General features: G+C 68.2%; 22 protein-coding genes. 16 read left to right on the top strand and 6 right to left on the bottom strand.

The window, feature by feature from the left end:
• The first annotated feature begins 73 nt into the window (after positions 1 to 73).
• Positions 74 to 1,375, top strand: a complete 1,302-nt coding sequence (locus AB0L37_RS35640; RefSeq protein WP_365515316.1) for a cytochrome P450 — start codon at positions 74 to 76, stop codon at positions 1,373 to 1,375.
• Positions 1,376 to 1,474: 99 nt separating this feature from the next.
• A complete protein-coding gene (locus AB0L37_RS35635) occupies positions 1,475 to 3,226 on the top strand; it encodes a serine/threonine-protein kinase (RefSeq protein WP_365515313.1) in 1,752 nt (583 codons plus the stop codon).
• A gap of 69 nt (positions 3,227 to 3,295) precedes the next feature.
• On the opposite strand, the gene AB0L37_RS35630 is transcribed toward AB0L37_RS35635, so the two are convergent.
• Both AB0L37_RS35630 and AB0L37_RS35625 read right to left on the bottom strand, forming a co-directional pair.
• Positions 3,296 to 4,225, bottom strand: a complete 930-nt coding sequence (locus tag AB0L37_RS35630) for an RNA polymerase sigma-70 factor (protein WP_365515310.1) — start codon at positions 4,223 to 4,225, stop codon at positions 3,296 to 3,298.
• 13 nt (positions 4,226 to 4,238) lie between these two features.
• Positions 4,239 to 4,604: a DoxX family protein gene (locus tag AB0L37_RS35625; protein ID WP_365515308.1), complete on the bottom strand. Its 366-nt coding sequence runs from the start codon at positions 4,602 to 4,604 to the stop codon at positions 4,239 to 4,241.
• A 184-nt stretch (positions 4,605 to 4,788) separates the two neighbouring features.
• On the opposite strand from AB0L37_RS35625, the gene AB0L37_RS35620 reads away from it, so the two are divergent.
• The 13 genes from AB0L37_RS35620 to AB0L37_RS35560 all read left to right on the top strand — a co-directional run bounded on the left by AB0L37_RS35620 (position 4,789) and on the right by AB0L37_RS35560 (position 16,286).
• Complete coding sequence (locus AB0L37_RS35620) at positions 4,789 to 5,217, top strand: hypothetical protein (RefSeq protein WP_365515305.1); 429 nt, start codon at positions 4,789 to 4,791, stop codon at positions 5,215 to 5,217.
• Complete coding sequence (locus AB0L37_RS35615; protein ID WP_365515302.1) at positions 5,214 to 5,882, top strand: hypothetical protein; 669 nt, start codon at positions 5,214 to 5,216, stop codon at positions 5,880 to 5,882. The genes AB0L37_RS35620 and AB0L37_RS35615 overlap by 4 nt, the downstream gene beginning before the upstream one ends.
• Positions 5,882 to 10,591 carry a putative T7SS-secreted protein gene (locus AB0L37_RS35610; RefSeq protein ID WP_365515299.1) on the top strand — a complete coding sequence of 1,570 codons (4,710 nt, stop codon included), beginning with the start codon at positions 5,882 to 5,884 and terminating at the stop codon, positions 10,589 to 10,591. The genes AB0L37_RS35615 and AB0L37_RS35610 overlap by 1 nt, the downstream gene beginning before the upstream one ends.
• A 41-nt stretch (positions 10,592 to 10,632) precedes the next feature.
• Positions 10,633 to 10,935, top strand: a complete 303-nt coding sequence (locus AB0L37_RS35605) for a hypothetical protein (RefSeq protein ID WP_365515296.1) — start codon at positions 10,633 to 10,635, stop codon at positions 10,933 to 10,935.
• A gap of 153 nt (positions 10,936 to 11,088) precedes the next feature.
• Positions 11,089 to 11,832, top strand: a complete 744-nt coding sequence (locus tag AB0L37_RS35600; protein ID WP_365515293.1) for a colicin immunity domain-containing protein — start codon at positions 11,089 to 11,091, stop codon at positions 11,830 to 11,832.
• A 23-nt stretch (positions 11,833 to 11,855) separates the two neighbouring features.
• Positions 11,856 to 12,164, top strand: a complete 309-nt coding sequence (locus AB0L37_RS35595; RefSeq protein ID WP_365515290.1) for a YrhB domain-containing protein — start codon at positions 11,856 to 11,858, stop codon at positions 12,162 to 12,164.
• A 351-nt stretch (positions 12,165 to 12,515) separates the two neighbouring features.
• Positions 12,516 to 12,944, top strand: a complete 429-nt coding sequence (locus tag AB0L37_RS35590) for a DUF6193 family natural product biosynthesis protein (RefSeq protein ID WP_365515287.1) — start codon at positions 12,516 to 12,518, stop codon at positions 12,942 to 12,944.
• Positions 12,945 to 13,150: 206 nt separating this feature from the next.
• A complete protein-coding gene (locus AB0L37_RS35585) occupies positions 13,151 to 13,570 on the top strand; it encodes a hypothetical protein (protein WP_365515285.1) in 420 nt (139 codons plus the stop codon).
• Positions 13,571 to 13,595: 25 nt separating this feature from the next.
• A complete protein-coding gene (locus tag AB0L37_RS35580; protein ID WP_365515282.1) occupies positions 13,596 to 13,973 on the top strand; it encodes a hypothetical protein in 378 nt (125 codons plus the stop codon).
• A 7-nt stretch (positions 13,974 to 13,980) separates the two neighbouring features.
• Positions 13,981 to 14,232 (top strand): hypothetical protein, encoded by a 252-nt coding sequence (locus AB0L37_RS35575; RefSeq protein WP_365515279.1) that lies wholly within the window; start codon positions 13,981 to 13,983, stop codon positions 14,230 to 14,232.
• 583 nt (positions 14,233 to 14,815) lie between these two features.
• Positions 14,816 to 15,247, top strand: coding sequence for a DUF6221 family protein (locus AB0L37_RS35570; RefSeq protein WP_365515277.1), 432 nt, complete (start codon positions 14,816 to 14,818; stop codon positions 15,245 to 15,247).
• A 175-nt stretch (positions 15,248 to 15,422) separates the two neighbouring features.
• Positions 15,423 to 15,809 carry a hypothetical protein gene (locus AB0L37_RS35565; RefSeq protein ID WP_365515274.1) on the top strand — a complete coding sequence of 129 codons (387 nt, stop codon included), beginning with the start codon at positions 15,423 to 15,425 and terminating at the stop codon, positions 15,807 to 15,809.
• A gap of 69 nt (positions 15,810 to 15,878) precedes the next feature.
• Positions 15,879 to 16,286, top strand: a complete 408-nt coding sequence (locus AB0L37_RS35560) for an Imm50 family immunity protein (protein ID WP_365515272.1) — start codon at positions 15,879 to 15,881, stop codon at positions 16,284 to 16,286.
• Positions 16,287 to 16,748: 462 nt separating this feature from the next.
• On the opposite strand, the gene AB0L37_RS35555 is transcribed toward AB0L37_RS35560, so the two are convergent.
• The gene (locus AB0L37_RS35555; RefSeq protein WP_365515270.1) at positions 16,749 to 17,036 is read right to left on the bottom strand and encodes a hypothetical protein; all 288 of its coding nucleotides are present in this window, start codon (positions 17,034 to 17,036) and stop codon (positions 16,749 to 16,751) included.
• Between the two features lie 163 nt (positions 17,037 to 17,199).
• On the opposite strand from AB0L37_RS35555, the gene AB0L37_RS35550 reads away from it, so the two are divergent.
• Positions 17,200 to 17,490, top strand: coding sequence for a winged helix-turn-helix domain-containing protein (locus AB0L37_RS35550; RefSeq protein ID WP_365515267.1), 291 nt, complete (start codon positions 17,200 to 17,202; stop codon positions 17,488 to 17,490).
• Between the two features lie 73 nt (positions 17,491 to 17,563).
• Here the strand turns inward: AB0L37_RS35550 and AB0L37_RS35545 are convergent, their stop codons facing one another.
• The 3 genes from AB0L37_RS35545 to AB0L37_RS35535 form a co-directional block, all read right to left on the bottom strand.
• Positions 17,564 to 18,232: a rhomboid family intramembrane serine protease gene (locus AB0L37_RS35545; protein WP_365515264.1), complete on the bottom strand. Its 669-nt coding sequence runs from the start codon at positions 18,230 to 18,232 to the stop codon at positions 17,564 to 17,566.
• Between the two features lie 145 nt (positions 18,233 to 18,377).
• Entirely contained in the window at positions 18,378 to 18,995 is a 618-nt protein-coding gene (locus AB0L37_RS35540) for an OmpA family protein (RefSeq protein WP_365515261.1), read from the bottom strand.
• A 1-nt stretch (position 18,996) separates the two neighbouring features.
• On the bottom strand, positions 18,997 to 19,554 hold the full coding sequence (locus tag AB0L37_RS35535) for a hypothetical protein (protein ID WP_365515374.1): 558 nt from the start codon (positions 19,552 to 19,554) through the stop codon (positions 18,997 to 18,999).
• Positions 19,555 to 19,562 lie beyond the last annotated feature (8 nt).

Genomic DNA, 19,562 nt, shown 5'->3' with positions numbered 1-19,562 from the left:
CGCCCCGCTCAGCTTTCCCCTCCCCCACGCAAGACCCGTCCGTCCCACCGCCCCACCGCAGAAATGCGAGCACATGTCCGTACGTTCCGCGATAGCGACCTGGCTGACCCGTCTCTACTTCTCCCGGCTGCGGAAGAAGGGGGGAAGCCTCGACCTGTCCGTCCTCTCGAAGCTGCCCGACGGGGCGCTGCTGCCCCTGCGCCGGGAAGGCGTCGACCCGGTTCCCGAGATCGGCGCGCTGCGCGACCGTGAGCCCGTCAGCAAGCTGCCGATCCCCGGCATGACGGTGTGGCTGGTGTCCGGGTACGACCAGGCGAAGGACGTCCTGGGCAACGCCAAGGCGTTCAGCAACGACTTCCGGCACCTCGTCGGCGTGGGCGGCGCGGGCGCCGACCAGAACCCCGGCGGCCTCGGCTTCTGCGACCCGCCGGACCACACGCGGCTGCGCCGCCTGCTGACCCCCGAGTTCACGATGCGCCGCCTGTCGCGCCTCACGCCGCGGATCCACGCGATCATCGAGGAGCAGCTGGTCCACCTGGAGAAGGCGGCCCACGAGTCGCCCGACGGCACGGCCGACTTCGTCGAGCACTTCGCGATGCCGGTGCCGGCCCTGGTCATCTGCGAGCTGCTGGGTGTCCCCTACGAGGAGCGCGACGCCTTCCAGCAGTTCTCGGTCGCCCGGTTCGACGTGCTCGGCGGCGCGGGCGCGTCGTTCGGCGCGGTGTCGCAGTCGCTCGACTATCTGCGCGGCGTCGTCGCCGAGCAGCGCCGCAACCCCGGCGAGGGCCTGCTCGGCATGCTCGTACGGGAGCACGGCGACACCATCACGGACGAGGAGCTCACCGGCCTCGCGGACGGTGTCCTGACCGGCGGTCTGGAGACCACGGCGAGCATGATCGCGCTCGGCACGATGATCATGCTCAAGGACCGCGAGCACTTCGAGGCGCTGCGCGACGCGGCGGACCCGGCGGCGGTCGCGGCCCCCTTCGTCGACGAACTCCTGCGTCACCTGACCGTCGTACAGACGGCGTTCCCGCGGTTCGCGCGCGAGGACATCGAGATCGGCGGGGTGCCGATCGCGGCCGGCGACATCGTGATCGTCTCCCTGAGCGCCGCCGACCGGGACCCGCGGCTCGGCCCCGACATGGACGCCTTCGACCCCTCGCGGCCGCCCGCCGCCTCCCACCTGGCCTTCGGCTACGGCATCCACCGCTGCATCGGGGCGGAGCTCGGCAAGATGGAGCTGCGCGCCGCGTTCCCCCAACTGGTGAGCCGTTTCCCGGAGTTGAGCCTGGCGGTAGAGCCGTCCGAGCTGGAGTTCCGGAAGCTGTCGATCGTGTACGGGGTGGAGCGGCTGCCGGTGCGGGTGAGCTGACCGAGTCGCGCGGCCGGCGATTGCTTAGGCTGGCTGCTGCCGTCGGCGGTTGACCGTTGAACGGCCAGGGGTGGGCACGGGGAAGGGTGGGGAGCGCCGGTGAACGACGCGAGTGGGGTGTTCAAGCCGCTGCAGGCGGACGATCCGACGGTGGTGGCCGGGTACCGGATCGCCGCCCGGCTCGGCGCCGGTGGCATGGGCCGGGTCTATCTGTCGCACACGCAGGGCGGCCGCCCCGTTGCGATCAAGGTCGTACGGCCCGAGATCGCCGACGACCCCGACTTCCGGCGGCGTTTCCGCCGCGAGATGGAGGCGGCCCGCCGCGTCCGCGGCGCGTACACGGCCGAGCTGATCGACGGCGACGCGGACGGCACACCGCCCTGGCTCGCCACCCTCTACGTCCCCGGCCCCTCGCTCGCCGAGGCCGTCGCCCGGCGCGGACCGATGCCGGTGCCCGCCGTGCTGTGGCTCATGGCGGGGGTCGCCGAGGCGCTCCAGGCCATCCACGGCGCCGGAATCGTGCACCGCGACCTCAAGCCGTCGAACGTGCTGCTCGCCTCCGACGGTCCGCGCGTCATCGACTTCGGCATCTCGCTGGCCTCCGGCATCAGTTCGCACACGGTGACGGGCACGTCCATCGGTACGCCGCAGTTCATGGCGCCGGAGCAGGCGGCCGCGGGGGCCGCCGGGGCGGTCACGGCGGCGACCGACGTGTTCTCCCTCGGCCAGACGGCGGCGTTCGCGGCGCTCGGTGAACCGCTGTACGGGGACGGCCCCGCGGTCAGCGTGCTGTACCGGATCGTGCACGACGAGCCCGATCTGTCCCGGCTCCCGGCGCGGCTGCGGCCGCTGATGGCCCGGTGCCTGGCCGCCGATCCGGCGGACCGGGCCGGGCTCGCGGAGATCGTGGAGTGGTGCCGCAGGGAGCTGGGCCCGGACGCCGACGCGGGGGCGGGGCCGGCGGTGTGGCGGGAGGCGATGGGGCCGGAGGTGACGGTGCCGGGGCCGGTGCCCTCAGCCGGTTCCGCGCCGGTGACGCCGTCCGCGCCTTCGCCGACCCGGGCGTACGTCACTGAACCGCTGTCGCCGTGGCGGGCGCCGGACGCGGGGATCACCGGCCCGACGTGGGCGCCGGACCCGGCGGAGCAGCGGGCCCGAAGACGGCGGAACGCGCTGATCGGGGTCGCGGGTGTGACGGCGGGGCTGCTGATGCTGACGGGGCTGGGGTGGACGCTGTACCAGGGGCTTGAGGGGAATGGCGGCGGCTCGGGCGGGGCGGCGTCGCAGTCTTCGTCTTCGGGTTCGGGTTCGTCGGGGACTGACGGAAGCGGGGGGACGGCCGGCGGTACGGGTGGCTCGGACGGGTCGGGCTCCGGCTCCGGCTCCGGCTCCGACGGCTCAAGCGGGTCCGGATCGGGCTCGGGCTCGGGGTCAGCAGGTTCAGGGGCGGACTCCGAGTCCCCGCGTGCCCTCGCGTACCCCATGCAGATGCTGAACGGGAAGAACTCCCTGAGCCTCGACACGGGCAAGACGCCCATCAACCGCAAGCAGGACATCCGTTTCACCTGCGCCAAGGAGACGAGCTGCGCCCTGGAGAGCGACAAGACCATGATCGCGCCGGCGTGGTCACGCCCGAAGGGCGAGTCCCCCCTCGACAGCTGCCGCGCCTACCTGAAGGGCACAGGCGCCGACAAGCGCATGCCGCTGGCGGCGATCACGACGGGCAGCGAGATCTGCTTCGGGCGGCCCGACGGCACGGTCGGCATGCTCGTGGTCGAGACGAAATCGACCGCGATGCCCGACATCGCTTTCCTGACCGGCAACCTGACACTGTGGCCGGCATCGTCCTGATGGCTCGTCCTTATCGCTCGTCCTGATCGCTCGTCCTGATCGCTCGTCCTGATCGCTCGTCCTGATCGCTCAGCGCTCGCTGCCGCGCAGCCCGCGCCGCACCTCACGGTGAACGGCCCACGCGTCGGCGACCGGACCGACATGCCCCAGCTTGTCGGGGTTGATGACGGACCGGATCGCCTGGACGCGCCCCTCCACGATGTCGAGCGTCATGGCGTTGATGACCTTGCCGTCGCGGTCGCGGAAGATCGCGCCCGGCTGGCCGTTGACCTCGTGCTGCTCGAAGGACACGTCGGCCCGGGCCATCCCGGGGAAGGCGGAGGCGAGGAGCCGCGCCACCTTGTCGGCGCCGATGATCGCGCGGGCGAGCTGCGGGGCCTTGCCGCCGCCGTCGCCGACCATGGACACGTCGGCGGCGAGGAGTTCCTGGAGCCCGAGGACGTTCCCGTCGCGCAGGGCGTCGAAGAACTGCGTGGCGAGTTCCTCGCGTTCGCTCCGGTCGGCCTCGAAGCGGGGCCGGCCGTCGGCCATGTGCTTGCGCGCCCGCGCCGCGAGCTGCCGGCACGCGGCCTCCGAACGCCCCACGGCCTCGGCGACCTCCGGGAACCCGAAGTCGAACACCTCGCGCAGCACGAACACGGCCCGCTCCAACGGGCTCAGCCGCTCCAGCAACAGCAGCGCGGCCATCGACACCGAGTCCGCCAACTCGGCGGCGCGCGCCGGGTCTTCGTACGGATCGGCGAGCAGCGGCTCGGGGAACCACGTCCCCACGTACTGCTCCCGCCGCACCCGCGCCGAGCGCAGCACGTCGATCGAGATCCGGGTCACCGTCGCCGACAGGAACGCCTTCACCGAGCGCGGCACGGTCGCCGACGCCTCGAACCGCAGCCAGCTCTCCTGCACCGCGTCCTCTGCCTCGCTGACACTGCCGAGGATCCGGTACGCGATGGAGAACAGCAGCGGCCGCAACTCCTCGAACTCATCGATCCTGCTGCCCACTTCGGCCCCCCGCCTAGATCAACTCCGCGCCCACGATAAGCGCCGCGAGCGCGAGATAGACGGAATTCAGCGCAACGAGCTTCATCTCGCCGCGCCGCCCGTGCGTGACCATGGCCCCGATCATCAGAACGACCCAGCAGCCTGCGGTCACCGGCACCATCACGGTCCCGACCCCGACGAGGGCAGGCAGCACGAGCCCGACAGCGGCGAGCAGTTCGAGCACCCCGAGCCCCCGCACGAACCCGCCCGGCACCTCCCCGGTCCACCCGCCCCCGTGAGCGGCGGCCAGCTTCTCGACGGGCACGAACGTCTTGCTGATCCCACCGGCGAGCGCCACGAGGGCGAGCAGAGCGGTGCAGATCCAGAGTGCGAGATTCACGGGTGATCCCTCCTCGGCCGAAGCCCGGGTCCGGGTCGGTTTCGCTGACGTCCCCTGGGACGAGACAGCGGGCCGGCCTGTGACATCCCCGACAGGATTCGCTGCCGGTTGCGATCGGGAAATCGGCGGTGTGAGGATGCTGGGCATGGAGGGGAACGGGGGAAGCGAAGAGTCGCGTGAGGGCTTGCGCCGTTCGGTGTTCGCGGAGTACGCGGAGTACGCGGATGCGGACGCGGCGGAGACCGCGGGGGCAGAGACCGACGGGGCAGGGGCCGACGCCCCGCACTCTCGCCCCGTCGAGGACGCCGAAGTGGCGGCCGGGCGGCCGGAGTTCGCGGTGTCGGCATTCTCGGACGAGCAGGCGCCGGCCCGCTGGGCGCAGGCGCGTGGTGCGTACCGGCGCGAGTGGACGTATCGGACAGTGCTGGGCGCGAAACTCCTGGATGTCGCGGTGCCGGCGGCGGGGGTGCCGTGCGGCGTGGCGCTGGACTGCGCGGACGCTCCGGAGGGCGGGACGGTGTTCCCGCCGGTGAAGGGGATCGTGCCGGACGCGGCCGCGGTCGACATCGACGTGATCGACGTAAGAGACGTACGCGAGGGGGATGACGCATGACCGGCGGGGGCGGCGGGAGCGGGAAGGACCTCAAGGCGGAGGGCCTGGCCCTGATCACCAAGGGGTTGACCGAAGCGCTGGGCGAGCTCAAGGAGCTCGGCATGGTCGGCGAGGCGGGGGCCGGGCGCGGGTTCGGCGACATCGCGCTGTCCGGGCTGGAGTCGGGCGTGGAGAACGTGACCGCGTCGTTCGGCTCGTTCTGCGAGCGGTGGGAGTGGGGGGTGCGCTCGCTGATCAACGAGGGGAACGCCTTCGCGGAGGGGGTGGGCCTGTCGGCGGGCACGTACTACGAGACGGACCAGTACGTGGAGGGCGCGCTGAAGGTCGGGGCGAACTCCCTGATCGGCAACCCGTACGCCACCGAGGACGAGGTCACCCAGCAGGGCTGGCGCGACATCGCCACGTCCGGGGCGCTGGGCGGCGCGGACTACAGCAAGGAGTCGTGGGACAAGGCCAACGAGAACGTGGTGCAGGGCTACAAGGACGCGGGCCGCGACATCATGACCTCGCGCACCGTGGGCCCGTTGGGCCTCAACCCGCAGAACCTGCACGGCGCGGCCGGTGTCTCGGACGCCGAGTACGACGCGTGGCTGGACGACACCTTCGGCCCCTCCCCCGAGGAACGTGCCAAGGCGGCCGGGCAGCAGGGCGGGGGTGAAGGCTGATGGGCATCATCGGCGACCTCAAGGACGGGATCAACGGCGGTCTGAAGGCCGGCGAGGATCTGATCGACTCGGGCAAGAAGAAGCTCGGCGAGGCCATCGACTACGGCAGCGACAAGCTGGGGGACGGGCTCGACTACGTCGGTCTGGACAAGGCCGGGGACGTCGTCCACAACGTCGGCGACCATCTCGCGGCCGGTCTCGGGGCCACCCCGTCCGAGCAGGGCCTGGGCCACACGGACGTCGCCACCGAACTCGTCCACGGCAACCCCGGCAAGATCCGCGAGTCCGTCAAGCACCTGAAGGACTTCCACACGGCCTTCGACCACGTCGCGTCCGGCATGAAGAAGGTGCACAGCTCCGGCTGGACCGGCCAGGGCGGGGACGCCTTCCGCCGCAAGTTCGAGATGCACCCCACCAAGTGGGCGCAGGCCGCCGACGCGTGCGAGGACGCGGCGAAGGCCCTCGAGGCGTACGCGGAGACGGTCAAGTGGGCGCAGGACAAGGCGCAGGACGCCATCGACCTGTGGAAGAAGGCCGAGCACACCAGCAAGAACGCGGTCGACGCGTACAACAAGAAGGTCGACGCCTACAACGCCAAGATCAAGGCGGACAAGGACCCCGGCCCCAAACCCGAACCGTTCCACGACCCCGGCGACGCGCAGCGCAAGGCGGCCGAGGACCTCCTGGCCGATGCCCGCCGCGCCCGCAACGAGGCCTCCGAGAAGGCGGACACGGCGATCAGGGCGGCCCTGGCGCACGCCCCGGCCGAGCCGCCGCCGCTGAGCCGCCTGAAGAACACCGCCCTGGACATCAACACGGCCCTCGACGTCGAGACGAGCCACCTGGTCGGCGGTGTCATCAAGGGCAGCGCGGGCCTGGTCAACTTCGCCCGCGGCCTCAACCCCACCGACCCGTACAACCTCACGCACCCGGCCGCGTACTACCAGAACGTCAACATGACCCTGGCCGGTCTGGCTTCCACCGCGTCCCATCCCGACCGCATCGTGACGGCGGCGGTCGACGGGTTCAAGAAGGATCCGTCGGAGTTCTTCGGCCGGCTGATCCCGGAGCTGATCGGCACCAAGGGCGCAGGGCTCGCGAAGAGCGGGCTGCGGATGGGGGCCCGGGCCAGCGAGAAGGCCGCGCTGCGGGAGGGGGAGAGCGCGGCGCGCGCAGGTGTGCGCGACAAGCCGAACGGTCACACCGAGGAGCCCAGGGATCGCGTGGAGAACGATCCGAGCGATCCGATCGACCTGGTCAGCGGCAAGATGTACCTGCCGCAGACCGACATCGCCCTCCCCGGCACCCTGCCTCTCGTCTTCACCCGCCGCGTCGAGTCCGGCTCCCGACTGGGCCAATGGTTCGGACCGTCCTGGACCTCCACTCTCGACGAGCGTCTGGAGATCGACGCCGAAGGCGTCATCTTCGTCACCGCCGACGGCCTGCTCCTCACCTACCCGCACCCGGCCCCCAGCGTCCCCACCCTGCCCGAGCACGGCAGCCGACGCTGGCCGCTGAACCGTGTGGACGGCGGCTACGAGATCAACAACCCGCTCACCGGGCGCACTTGGCACTTCGCCGACCGCTCCGACGACCGGGCGGTCCTGGAACAGATCGACGACCGCAACGGCAACTGGATCGCCTTCGAGTACGACGCGGACGGCACCCCGCTCGGCATCGCCTCCTCCGCCGGATACCACCTCAAGGTCACCACGGAAGGCGGCCGGGTCACCGCCCTGCACCTTGCGGGCGCGGGCGCGGACGGCCGCGACGAGCAGATCAAGGGCTACGGGTACTCTCCCGACGGGCACCTGACCGCGGTCACCAATTCCTCCGGCCTGCCACTGCAGTTCACGTACGACGAGCGCGGCCGCGTCACCTCCTGGACCGACACCAACGACCGTTCGTACACGTACGAGTACGACGACCAGGACCGGTGCACGGCCGAGGGTGGCGCGGCCGGGCACATGTCGCTGCGCCTGTCGTACGACGGCGTGGACGAGGCGACGGGCCACCGTGTCACCACGGCGACGACCGGGGACGGCCACAGCCGCCGCTACCTCATCGACCGCAACCATCAAGTGGTCACCGAGATCGACCCGTTGGGCGCGGCCACCCGGTTCACTCGAGACCGCTACAACCGGCTGCTGACCCGGACCGACCCGCTCGGCAACCTCACTCGCTACCAGTACGACGACGCGGGCAACCCCACGACCGTCACTCGTGCCGACGGCCGCGAAATCACGGTGGAATACGGCGAGTTCGGGCTGCCGACCCGTATCCGCGGAGCGGACGGCAACACAACCCACCACACGTACGACGCCCGCGGCAACCGCACATCCACCACCAGCGCCTCCGGCCGGACCAGCCGCTTCACGTACGACGAGGCGGGCCGCCTCACATCGGTCACCGATCCGCTGGGCCACGTGACCACGGTCCGCTGCGACCGGGCGGGGCTGCCCGTGGACATCACGGACCCGCTCGGCGCTGTGACCCGCTACGAGCGCGACGCGTTCGGCCGGCCGCTTTCCCTCACCGATCCCACCGGCGCGACCACCCGCCTGGAATGGACCGTCGAAGGGCACCTGGCCCGCCGTGTCGCGCCGGACGGCTCCAGCGAGTCCTGGACCTACGACGGCGAGGGCAACTGCACGACCCACACCGACCCGCTCGGCGGGGTCACGCGTTTCGAGTACACCCACTTCGACCTGCTCACCGCCCGCACGACCCCTGATGGCGTGCGCCACGAGTTCTCCCACGACAGCGAGCTGCACCTCACCAAGGTCACCAACCCTCAAGGCCTGGAGTGGAGTTACACCTACGACCCGGCCGGCCGCCTGATATCCGAGACGGACTTCGACGGCCGCACCCTGGCCTATCACCACGATGCGGCCGGACGTCTCGCCTCGCGCACCAACGCCCTCGGTCAGACCACCGCCTTCGAGCGCAACCCACTCGGCCAGATCATCCGCAAGGACGCGGCCGGTCAGGTCACGACCTACGCCTACGACCTGACCGACCAGCTCGCCCAGGCCACCGGCCCGGACGGAACCCAACTGACGCTCCTGCGCGACCGCCACGGCCGCCTCCGCTCCGAAACGGTCGACGGCCGCGAACTGACGTACACCTACGATGAGTTGGGCCGACGGGTCGGTCGCATCACGCCGACCGGGGCGACGACCACCTGGTCGTACGACGCGGCAGGCCGCCGCACCGAACTGGTGGCCTCGGGCCGCCCCATCGACATCACGTACGACGCGTCAGGCCGGGAACTCACCCGACGCATAGGCGAGTTCGCGACCTTTGCCAACACCTTCGACCCGCTGGGACGCCTAGCCGCACAATCGGTCACGGACACCGACGGCCACACCCTCCAGCACCGCGCCTACACCTACCGCGCCGACGGCAACCTCACCGCCCTCGACGACCACCTCAACGGCCCCCGGCAGTTCGACCTGGACGCCGTCGGCCGTGTCACCGCCGTACGGGCGGCCGACTGGACCGAGACCTACGCCTACGACGCAGCGGGCAACCAGTCCTCGGCCGCCTGGCCCGCCGACCACCCCGGCCACGAGGCGACCGGCGACCGCACCTACACGGGCACCCGCATCACCCGCGCCGGCAACGTCCGCTACGAACACGACGCCCTCGGCCGCATCACGCTCCGCCAGAAAACCCGCCTCTCCCGCAAGCCGGACACCTGGCGCTACGAGTGGGACGCCGAGGACCGACTCACCCGCACCACCACGCCCGACGGCACCGTATGGCACTACACGTACGACCCACTGGGCCGCCGCACGGCGAAGCTGCGCATGGCTTCGGACGGCACCACGGTGGTCGAGCGCACCACCTTCACCTGGGACGGCACCACCCTCTGCGAACAGACCACGCACACCGCCGAGCTGCCGAACCCGGTCACCCTCACCTGGGACCACCAAGGCCTTCAGCCGATCGCCCAGACCGAACGCATCACCGCACCCGATACGCCCCAAGATGAGATCGACTCCCGCTTCTTCGCCATCGTCACCGACCTGGTGGGCACGCCGCGAGAACTCATCGCGGAGGACGGCGACATCGCCTGGCGCACCCGGAGCACGCTCTGGGGAACCACGACCTGGAGCACGGACTCCACGGCCTACACGCCTCTGCGTTTTCCTGGGCAGTACTTCGACCCCGAGACGGGGCTTCACTACAACTACTTCCGGCACTACGACTCCGAAACCGCCCGCTACGTGACCCCCGACCCGCTCGGACTCACCCCTGCCCCGAATCCTGTGTCGTACGTGGCAAATCCCCACGCCTGGGTTGATCCGCTAGGGCTCAGCCCGTACCCCCCGCGCGTCAAGGACGGGGGATGGGACGTGAGGGGACACAGCCCGCTCAGCATCATTCCGGATGACGCCGAGATGCGCGTACTGAAGCCGGATCCCAACGGCGGCGCCCAAAACGGAGTCGAGTACAAGTGGAAGGATCCCGAGACAGGGAACACCGTCCGCCTGCGCGTTCATGACGCCGACGGAAACGCGCCGGCTGGATCGAATGCCGCAAATGGTGACGTCTACCGGATTTCCATTGGAGGGAAGTATCAGGACGAGGCAGGGAATCTCTACCATCGTAATGTCCATAACCCGAACAGTCCACATCACGATCCGGATGCCGCCAACTCGACACATATCCCCTGGCGAATCCCGTTTCGACTCCCCTACTAAACCCGATCGGCGGTTTCCCGGAATTGAACTCTGAACACCTCATGAAACTCATCCAGCAGATCACTGCGACAACCCCCAACGCGCGTTCACTCGGAGCAGATCAGGCGACTGACTGGATCAGCTCCTATCTCCCCGCCGAGGCAAGCACTCTAGCCACCATCCTCTCCGTAAGCGCAGCCCAAGAGACAGAGACCTCTGTGCTCGAAGCACAGCTGCACGCCATCTTGGAACTCACTTCGACCGGACACGTAAAGGCAGAGAATATTACATATCTTGAGGAGGTCAGCCGAGAATCCCTACCGGCAGAGCTTGACGAATATCTACAAGATCTCCTGGAAGATTGAGCGATCCGGACCTGCGGATCCAGAAATAGGATGGGGCGTGCCGCCATTGGACGAGGCCGTGGCGACTGCAGGGACATTTCTGAAGGGGGTCGCATATCCGGACCGAGCCGGTTCCGCGGCGATGCCGCCAGATACAGCGAATTGAAGCAGAGCATGGGCAGTGAAATCGAAGCGCGGTTGCGGCAGGCTGGACTCGACGTTATCGAATCCGCCGTGATCCATGCGCCGCCCTCGACGCGCGAGGCATTTCAAGTGGTCGTCGGATTCGAAACTGTTCCGTCAGGCAAGGTCGCGAAGCGGTCCGGCGAGGCGATCCAGAAGATCCAGGACATGTGGATTTCGCGAGCCCGCGCGAACGGCATCATCTCTGGCGACGACACCTTCCTTGTCTCGGGAAGTATTGACGGGGATTGGATCAAGGCACGTCTGACTCCATCCTTCTCCCTTGCAGCCCTCAAAGATTCCCAGGGCGATATCGAGTTCATCGCCCGTTCTCGTTCAGGAGATCGGATCTGCGCGGTGAGCACCGACGAAGGCGATTACTGGTTGATCGATGAGCCCTTCCTCCGCCCAAAGCAGCGCTCCTGGTCACGGCCCGAGGACGTAGCGCCGAACACTCACACCGCGCAGCTCCTCTCATTCATCGATACGTACGCCGCCGGGACCTGCAACACGCAGGACTTCGCGCACGGCTGGTGGGGCGCCCGCCGCGCGGCCCAGGCCCACGGGGAACGGGTTCACGGGCGACTGTCCGAGCTCCTCGACCGGGTGTTCATGGCGTTGGAGGAGTATTCGGTCGACCCGAACCTCCGAGAACCTGGCGATCTCACCGATCACGAACTGCGGCAGGCCGTGCGGGCTATTGCTGATCACCACGGATTCAAGGAAGCCAACTGAACCTGCAGATAGGTGCGCCATAAATGCTGACCAAGGATGAGGCCGTGACACTCGCGGAGAAGTTCCTGAAGAATCTCGCGTATCCAGAGCGAGCCGCTTCCGTGGTAATGCTGCCGGATACGGCGAACGACTTCCCGTATGCCTGGACCGTGCAATTCGACTTCCAGGAGCATATCGACTCAGGAGATGTCGCCCAGGCTCCCTTCAGCGCGCTGATCGTCGTCCCTCCCGACGGCTCACCGGCGCACTTCGCGCCGACGTTCCCACCAGCGGAGGAGTACCTGGCCCTACAGGCAGCCGGTAACTGGCCTCCGAGCAAGGCGGGAACGTGAGTCAAGCTGAACGCAGCAAGCTGCAGATCGTCACGGTGGAGGACCGGGACTCCACCGGAGTGATCTGCGTCGTACGTTGCACTGCGGGAACGGTTCGCGTGGGGCAGCATTTCGCGATCGAATCCCCGCCCCTGGCAGAAGGCGTTTCCGCGGCGAAAAAGTGGACACTTTCGTCCATCACCAGGTACGGCCGCGAGGTAGATTTTTTCGACCCGCCACACGGAGCACGAATCTCCTTGTTCGGACCGGAGACAAATCTCCTGCAGGCGCGATTCGACCTGGTTTCCATAGCCTCATGATCCCGAAGAGACTTCCCGTGCGGAGCGGAATCGGGAAGACAATTGACTGCCTATGACGATAGTTTCTGAACCAGTCGAAGCCGCGTGGCACAAGATTCTGACCGCTGCGGGCGAGCCTCGCCTGCCGGAGGAATCGCCGCTCTCGGCTCCGTTCGCCGAGCTGGTGTTGGCGGCTCATGCCGAGCCGCTGCTTCGTCGGCTCTTCCCCTGGACCGGCATGTGGGAGCTGCACTTCAGCAGGTGCACAGAGGCCCGCCTCACCTGGGACATCCCCTATGTCCGAACGCTGGGAGACGGGCGGTACACCGTCGAAGGGCCGAGCCGAAGCAGCCCGCGGATCGCTGAGACGGACAGCGCCCGGGCCGCAGTAGCGACGGTCGTCGATCGCCTGCCGCCGCACTGCGGTCCGGCCTTCATCGGCAATGCAGAGGAACTGGCCGCCTTTGAGCGGCGCGGGGAGGCAGGCGATGGTGGGCACTGACGTCCCTCGGATGTTGCGCTGCGGCTTCTGGAACGGAACTGGCCCGCGTTTCAGCGATTGCGGCGCAGCGGACACCAACTCTCCCTGGATATTGGTGGGTTCTGTGATCACGGAGCGCGGCTCACGCTGTCGCCCGAGCAGGTGTCCCGACTCGCCCGCCTGGACATTCCGGTCACCTTTACGCCCAACCTGAACGACAGATAGCGATGCCGAAGAAGCGAACTGAATGGGCTGACCTCCGTACCGCCCTCGTTATCGCGAAAGACGGGATGGACGCGTGCGCGGTCAGTCGTGCGCTGGAGCTTCCGCCGCCGGGCCATGGGAGGACCTCGTACGGTCCCGGACAGTGGGCTCACTCGTTCACCCACGAAGACGCGCCGCGCCTCTCCGATCAGATCGACTTCCTCGCTCTGATCGTGCTGCCGCGCATCGCCGTCCTCGAGAACCTGCGATCAGAGGGGTACGTCGTCGAGGTCGCCGTCTCCGGGGTCGCCGCCACCGGATGCCAACTGCCGCTCACACGCGCGGCGTTGGAACAGCTCCGCGCGATGACGTTGCCGGTCTCGTTCACCGTGCTGACACCGGACAATCGACCTGCCGAGGACCCGCTCTCGTGGCTGGTCTGAGGCAGGAAGGAGCAGGGAGCAGGAGATGAGAATCGACGTGGCTGTCCGCCGGCTCGATCAGAGTCTGCAACGGCTCGCCTGGCAGGCCGACCGTCAGGTCGAGCACGTGGCACGGTGGCGAGTGGGCCCCGACGAGCTGGCCCTGGAGTTCGACGACGCCTTCCGCGTCGCTCTCGGCCTCGTCGCGCAGGGGCTGCTCCCCGAATCCGTCGGGACGCTCCTGCGGCCGGTGGACCAGATCCTCGCCGAGATGACAGAGGGCTCCGCGGAGGCATGGACGACGGACGCGGTAGCGCACTCCCCGGCGTGGGAACGACTGCGCAGCACGGCTCGGGAGGCACTCGGCACGTTGCGTGGTCTCGGTTTGAGCTCTTCCGCGCAAGACTCCACAGCAGGCCCATAGTGGGTCTATGGCTACGACGACGATCCAGGTGTCTCGCGAAGTCCGCGACCACCTCGCCGAGCTGGCTCGGGAGCGGGGGCTGAGTCTGGGACACCTGGTCGAGGCGCTTGCCGCTGAGCAGCCGACCGCAGCCCAGCGGGCCGAGCGGCTGGCCGCGGACCGTGAGGTCGTTCGCCGCGTGATCATCCTCAGCACCAGCGCCACCCTGGCCCTCTCGGCCGGCCACATCAACTCCCCCGGCATGCTCGGCTTTCACTGACCGAACGGAACGCGCGCCCGCGGCGTCCGAGGTGTATGACACTGTCGCGTCGTGCCGCCGTCCTGCTGTTGAGCGCCGGGCTGTAGGTCTCCGGGTGTTCGTCGTCGTCCGACGGTCCGGAAGAACAGGCCGGGCGCCCAGGGCCCACGCTGCCCGCCCGTACCGTCAAGCACGGCAAGATCCAGAAGGGGCCCGCGAAGCCCCGGGAGCACAAGCCGTATCCGTATGACATCTATACGCATTGCGGGATCAAGTGGGCCCAGTTCGGCGGGCGTTGGTGGGTGCTCGACTCCGTGCACCTCGGTAGCGATCAGGTCCAAGGGGAGCGGCCACCGGGGTACGGGTACGGCCGATGGATCCCCGGGTACATGACCTTGATCGGTCCCGACGCCGCAGACTTCGACGCCGCCGGGATGCCGACCCTACAGTTCGTGCCGAGCGAGCAGGATCCGCCGGGGTGCGACTGAAACCGCGCCCGCGACGCCTGGCGCGGCCTAGGGCGCGCAGAATGTGCGAAAGCTTCAGGAGTCAAGTCTGTGGTCCGTCACCGCGGTTGGACGGAGAGGAATGCGGAGGCGTAGCGGTGGATGATCTCGTGCAATGGCTCGGCGAGCAGCTCGACGTGGACGCCGAGCTTGCGGACTGCGCCACGCGGGAGGGGAGATGGCGCGAGATGGGCCAGTCGATCCTCAGCGACGACAACATGGAGGTCGTCACGTTGTGCGCTCTTGAATTTGCTGACCACATCGCCACCCACGATCCGGCGCGGGTACTCAGCGAGATCGACGCCAAGCGGCGCATCGTCGCCCGGTACGTCGAGGCCAAGGCCGAGCGCATCCGTATCCGCGAGCGCTACCGTGAGGCCTTCTCGGACGGGGACGACGGCCGCAGCGAACGTTGCCGGCGCGAGCTGCATGAGGCGACCCTCCGGCTCCAGATCCACAACGCCGCCGTGGCCGACCTGGCGAGCGTGTACGCGGACCGTCCCGGCTACCGCGAGGAGTGGCGGCCGTAGCCGCACGCCCCTCGGCGGGGTCCCGCGGTTCCGGTCGGGGCCGGTCGCATCACGCCGACCGGCGCGACGACCACCTGGTCGTACGACGCGGCAGTTGGAGCAGTTCTTCGCCGAAGGGTCATGCGTGGTCGACTGGGAAGGATCATGATCCCGTGGGATTTCGTAGGGGAGCTCGATGTCTAACGATCACGCTCGCCTGAAGCAGGCGCTCTCAAGGTTCGACACCATCGCCTGGTTTGGAGCACCCTCGCAGCGGCACCCCTTGTATGGCTACCTTCAAGTCCCTTTCGTTCGATGGCGCTTCAGCAATCCTCAGGAGTCCTGGAAGGGTGCGTTCTCCTCAGTTGTCCGCGATGCACCGTCTGACACTGAGTGGACCTTCAAAGTCGCCAAGAACTGGATGATCGTGCCCACTCGCCTCGTCACAGAGTCAGGGCCCGAAGGTCACCTGTTCAGCGAAGCAGTGCTTTCCATTTCTCGGGACGATGAGGAGTTTTGCGCCAAGGCACAGACCGACATGACACGTATCATCGGCGCGCTCGAGCAATGCGTCCGAGAATAGACTCCTCACGCGAAGCGACGGCAGCGAAGCGCTCATTCAGGATCACGGATACGGGCATTATTACGGTAAATGGAGAATCGAGTCGGCATGCGTTGGACGTCATTGCTGCATAACCCTGAAGGAATCAACGCCCTATATCAGGGTAACCCGCCGGAACTCTGCGGGGTTCGTGTACACGAAGTGACCCTCCAGACTCAAGGCCCGACATTGAAGCTCCGTCTCGATCTTCCCGAATATCCTGCCCAACCGCCACGGAAATGGGCGGACCAGAAGTTCAATACTGTGCAAGTCGAGGTCTCGTTCAGCGGCCTCCGCTCTGCCTCTTTGACCGGATTTAAACGTGACATCTCAGCCGACGTATCCCTGACCGAAGGGGACGGAGTCGGGGTGAGCGTGACAGCTCCCGGAGTGCACCTTCAGGCGAATGCCGCGACGGCCTTCATTTCGACACTGACCGCTTACGTCGACGAAGCCTGACGTTGAGGGGAAGTCGCCCTCGCAGTGATCGGCATCCCGACGCCGCCGACTTCGACGCCGTCAGGATGCCGATGAGTCCCGGGCCCGCAGTGACTCAGGCCTCGCCCGCCGTCTCCCTGCATCTGCCGCAGCCGCATGGGAGCGCCGTCTGTGCGCGGGGTGCCGGGTCGCCGGGGCTTGCCAGTACCTCTTGGACGGTTCCTCGGTCTCCGATGCGGCGGCCCTGCGCGTCCACCCGGTAGACGGTCAGCGTCAAACGGCTGGTGCGGCGCGGGAGTTGAGGGCGTTCTGGCTCTCGGTGGGCTTCGTCGAGGAGTTTCAGGGCGTCCGTCATCGGCGGGTAGTGCGGGGCGCAGTCCTGGCACGCGTAGACGTTGAAGCCGGGGCCCGTCGGGGCGTGGACCTCGTGGACCAGGACTGGGGCCTCCGTTGTGCACTGGCAGCGTGCACACATGCGCATCGTCATCGCGCTCCCCCGTGGATCAGCTCCGGACGCGGTCCTACGTCGATGCCGAGTGTCGCCAGGTAGAGGGCTCGGCGGCGGTCCCGTTGCTGGCGGCGGCGGTGTTCGTGTTCCGTCGGCGTCAGGACGTAGGGGCGTACGAGGTGGGAGGCGGCGCCGTCGAGGCGTTCCGTGAAGCGGGGCGGCGGGGGCGGGGTGGGCGTGCCTGTTGCGCGGTGCCGGCCGGGCGGGGTCGGCGTACAGATCCGTAGGACCCAGGCCAGGGCCCTGAGAGTAGGGTCGAGCACGTTGACGCTCCTTGCAGCGTTGGCCATGCCCCGGGGCGGTCCCAACTACCGTCGCCGGGGTCTTTCTTCCACCTGGCACGGTAGTGGGTGCATGGGCTTGGCGTATAGCGGTTGGGCACACTCCAAAGGTCGGTGCAGCTCAGCGGTGTCGTACATTGTTCGAATGGCAGAAGACTCAGCCCGCAACAGGCCGCCGATCGACCCGAACAAGATCGCGTACGTCTACATGCAGATGGCCGACCACATCGCCGAGCGCATCGCCAAGGGCGAGCTGCGCCCCGGAGCGCGCCTGCCGGGCGAGCGGGACCTGTCCGCCGAGTACGGCGTCGCCCACCTGACCGCCCGCCGCGCCACCCGCGAACTCCGTGAACGCGGCCTCGTCGTCACTCTCCCTGCCAAGGGCACCTTCGTCGCCTATCCGGAGACGGAAGCCGAGACGCCCGACGAAGGCTGATTCGCAGTCCACGCCCAGTGGGCAAAGGCTGAGAGGTCGCCGACTCCCTGGGGAGTTGTCCGGTCGCCCGTCGTCAGGCTGTGTCGGACCGGCAGGGGTGGGTGGCAGGAGTGGGTAGTCCGACTCCCAGCGCGCTGCCGACGAGAAGGCCCACACCGTGGTTGTTGGCGAGGAGGCAGAGGACGAAGCCCGCGGCGGGGATGACGAGAGCCACTCGCCGCAGGGCGACGACGTTGCCCCGCACCGCGTAGGCCGTGGCGAGCGCGCCGACGAGGCCGCAGATGGCCACAGAGTCCCCGCCGCCCTGGGGGCTCCAGCCGGCCATGCTCACCGCCTGCGCCGTCACCCCGCTTGCCATGAAGACCAGCAACATCCGCCAGGAGCCGAACTGCCGCTCGGCGAGCGGTGCGACGACCGCGAGCGCGGCCAGGTTGAACAGGAGTTGGAACCAGCCCGAGGACTGCACCATCAAGGCGGTCACGGCTCGCCACCACGCGCCATGAGGGTGCCGCTCAAGCGCATCGATCATGGCGGGGGCAGCCAACTGGGCCACGCCAAGCACCACCATGGTGGCCCCCAGCCCCGTGGCGGCTATCGGGAGAGGCTGCCGCCACGCCCGCAACAAGGCCAGCGGGGGCGGGAGCCCTTCGCCGTCCTTCGTGGCGAGCGCCGCCAGGAGTTGGATGCCCGACACGATGACGGCCACCGCGCACCCGTAGAGCAACACGCTGTGCATGTTCATGATCGAATCCTGGCAGACGGTGCGGCTACGCCGACAGGCATTGTCGTGCGAGCGACGAACCTATCGAACCCACCGTGCCGTGCAACCTCCTTCCGTAGCTGCTTCTTTGAGGCCATGTAATTCGATGGAAGGTGCCCACCAGGCGTCAGTCGCTCTTCGGGAACGAGACTTCTACTCGGCGGTTCTTCCTTCGGCCCTGTTCCGAGGTGTTGTCCGCGATCGGGTAGTCCTCGCTGTAGCCGCGTACCTGGAACGTGATGTTCGCTCCGTCCGGGCCGAGGGCCGCCGTCAGTTCGTCGTGGACGGCTTCCGCGCGCTTCTTGGAGAGGGTCAGGCCGTGGGCGTACGAGCCCAGGTTGTCCGTGAAGCCGAACACCCTTACCGTGCTTGCCTTTTGGGTGTTGATCTCGTCCGCGATCGCCTGGATTCGGGACTTCGCGTCCGGGTTCAGTTTGGAGCTGTCCTTGGGGAACAGGACCTCTGCCTGGAGGGCGAACGTGACGTCCTCGTTGGTGTCTGTTCGGCGTTCGTCGCCGGAGAGGTCCTCTACGACCGACTTGATGTCCAGGACCTTCGCGGGGGCCAGGGTTGCGCCGTCGGCGAGCTTGAGGCCGGGGCTGTTGGCGTCCACCTTTGGGGGTGCGGGTGTCGTGGTGCTGCCGGGTGGGGCCGAGGGTTTGTCGTCCTCGGCGTGGGCCGTGGTGACGGTCAGGACCAGGACGGTGGCCGTCAGGGCGGCGGTTGTCAGGGGGCGTCGGGGCATGTCATTCGCCCTCGGTGATGTCGATCGGGGCGGGGGGCATGGAGCCGACCTGGAAGGTGACCTTGGATGTGCCTTCCGGCGGGGCCGGGAATTGGGCGTACCAGGATGCCGATTGCCCCGGCTGAACCTGCCCGTTGAACTTGGTGCAAAGGCACTTGCCTTCGGTGTCGCGGAGGATCAGGTACTTCTTCTTGCCCGCCTCATCTACCAGGCTGGCACCGGCCAACGAACCGCCGTTCTTGCGGAGTTCCTGCTCGTCGCTCCGCCAGTTCTCGCCAAGCCACGCCTTGCCTCCGTCGTTCCGCACGGATCCGGACACGGTGACGTAGCCGCCCGCGTCCCGTGTGGCCGAGTTGATCGTGACCGTGATGTCGCCGTCCTTCGACTCCGCCAGAACCTTGTCGCTCGGCGTGGCAGACTCCGACTCCTGAGTGCCACCCTTGTCTGCGGAGGCCGATGTCGCAGAGGTCTTTGGCTTAGCGCCGCCGTCTCCCTCTCCGCCACCCCCGCAGCCGGCCACGGCGAGGACCAGGCCAGTCGTGATCGCCACCGCGGTCATTGCCCGGC

This window comes from Streptomyces sp. NPDC052225 (assembly GCF_040679615.1).
GTDB lineage: Bacteria > Actinomycetota > Actinomycetes > Streptomycetales > Streptomycetaceae > Streptomyces.
This window is presented reverse-complemented; position numbering and strand designations above follow the sequence as displayed.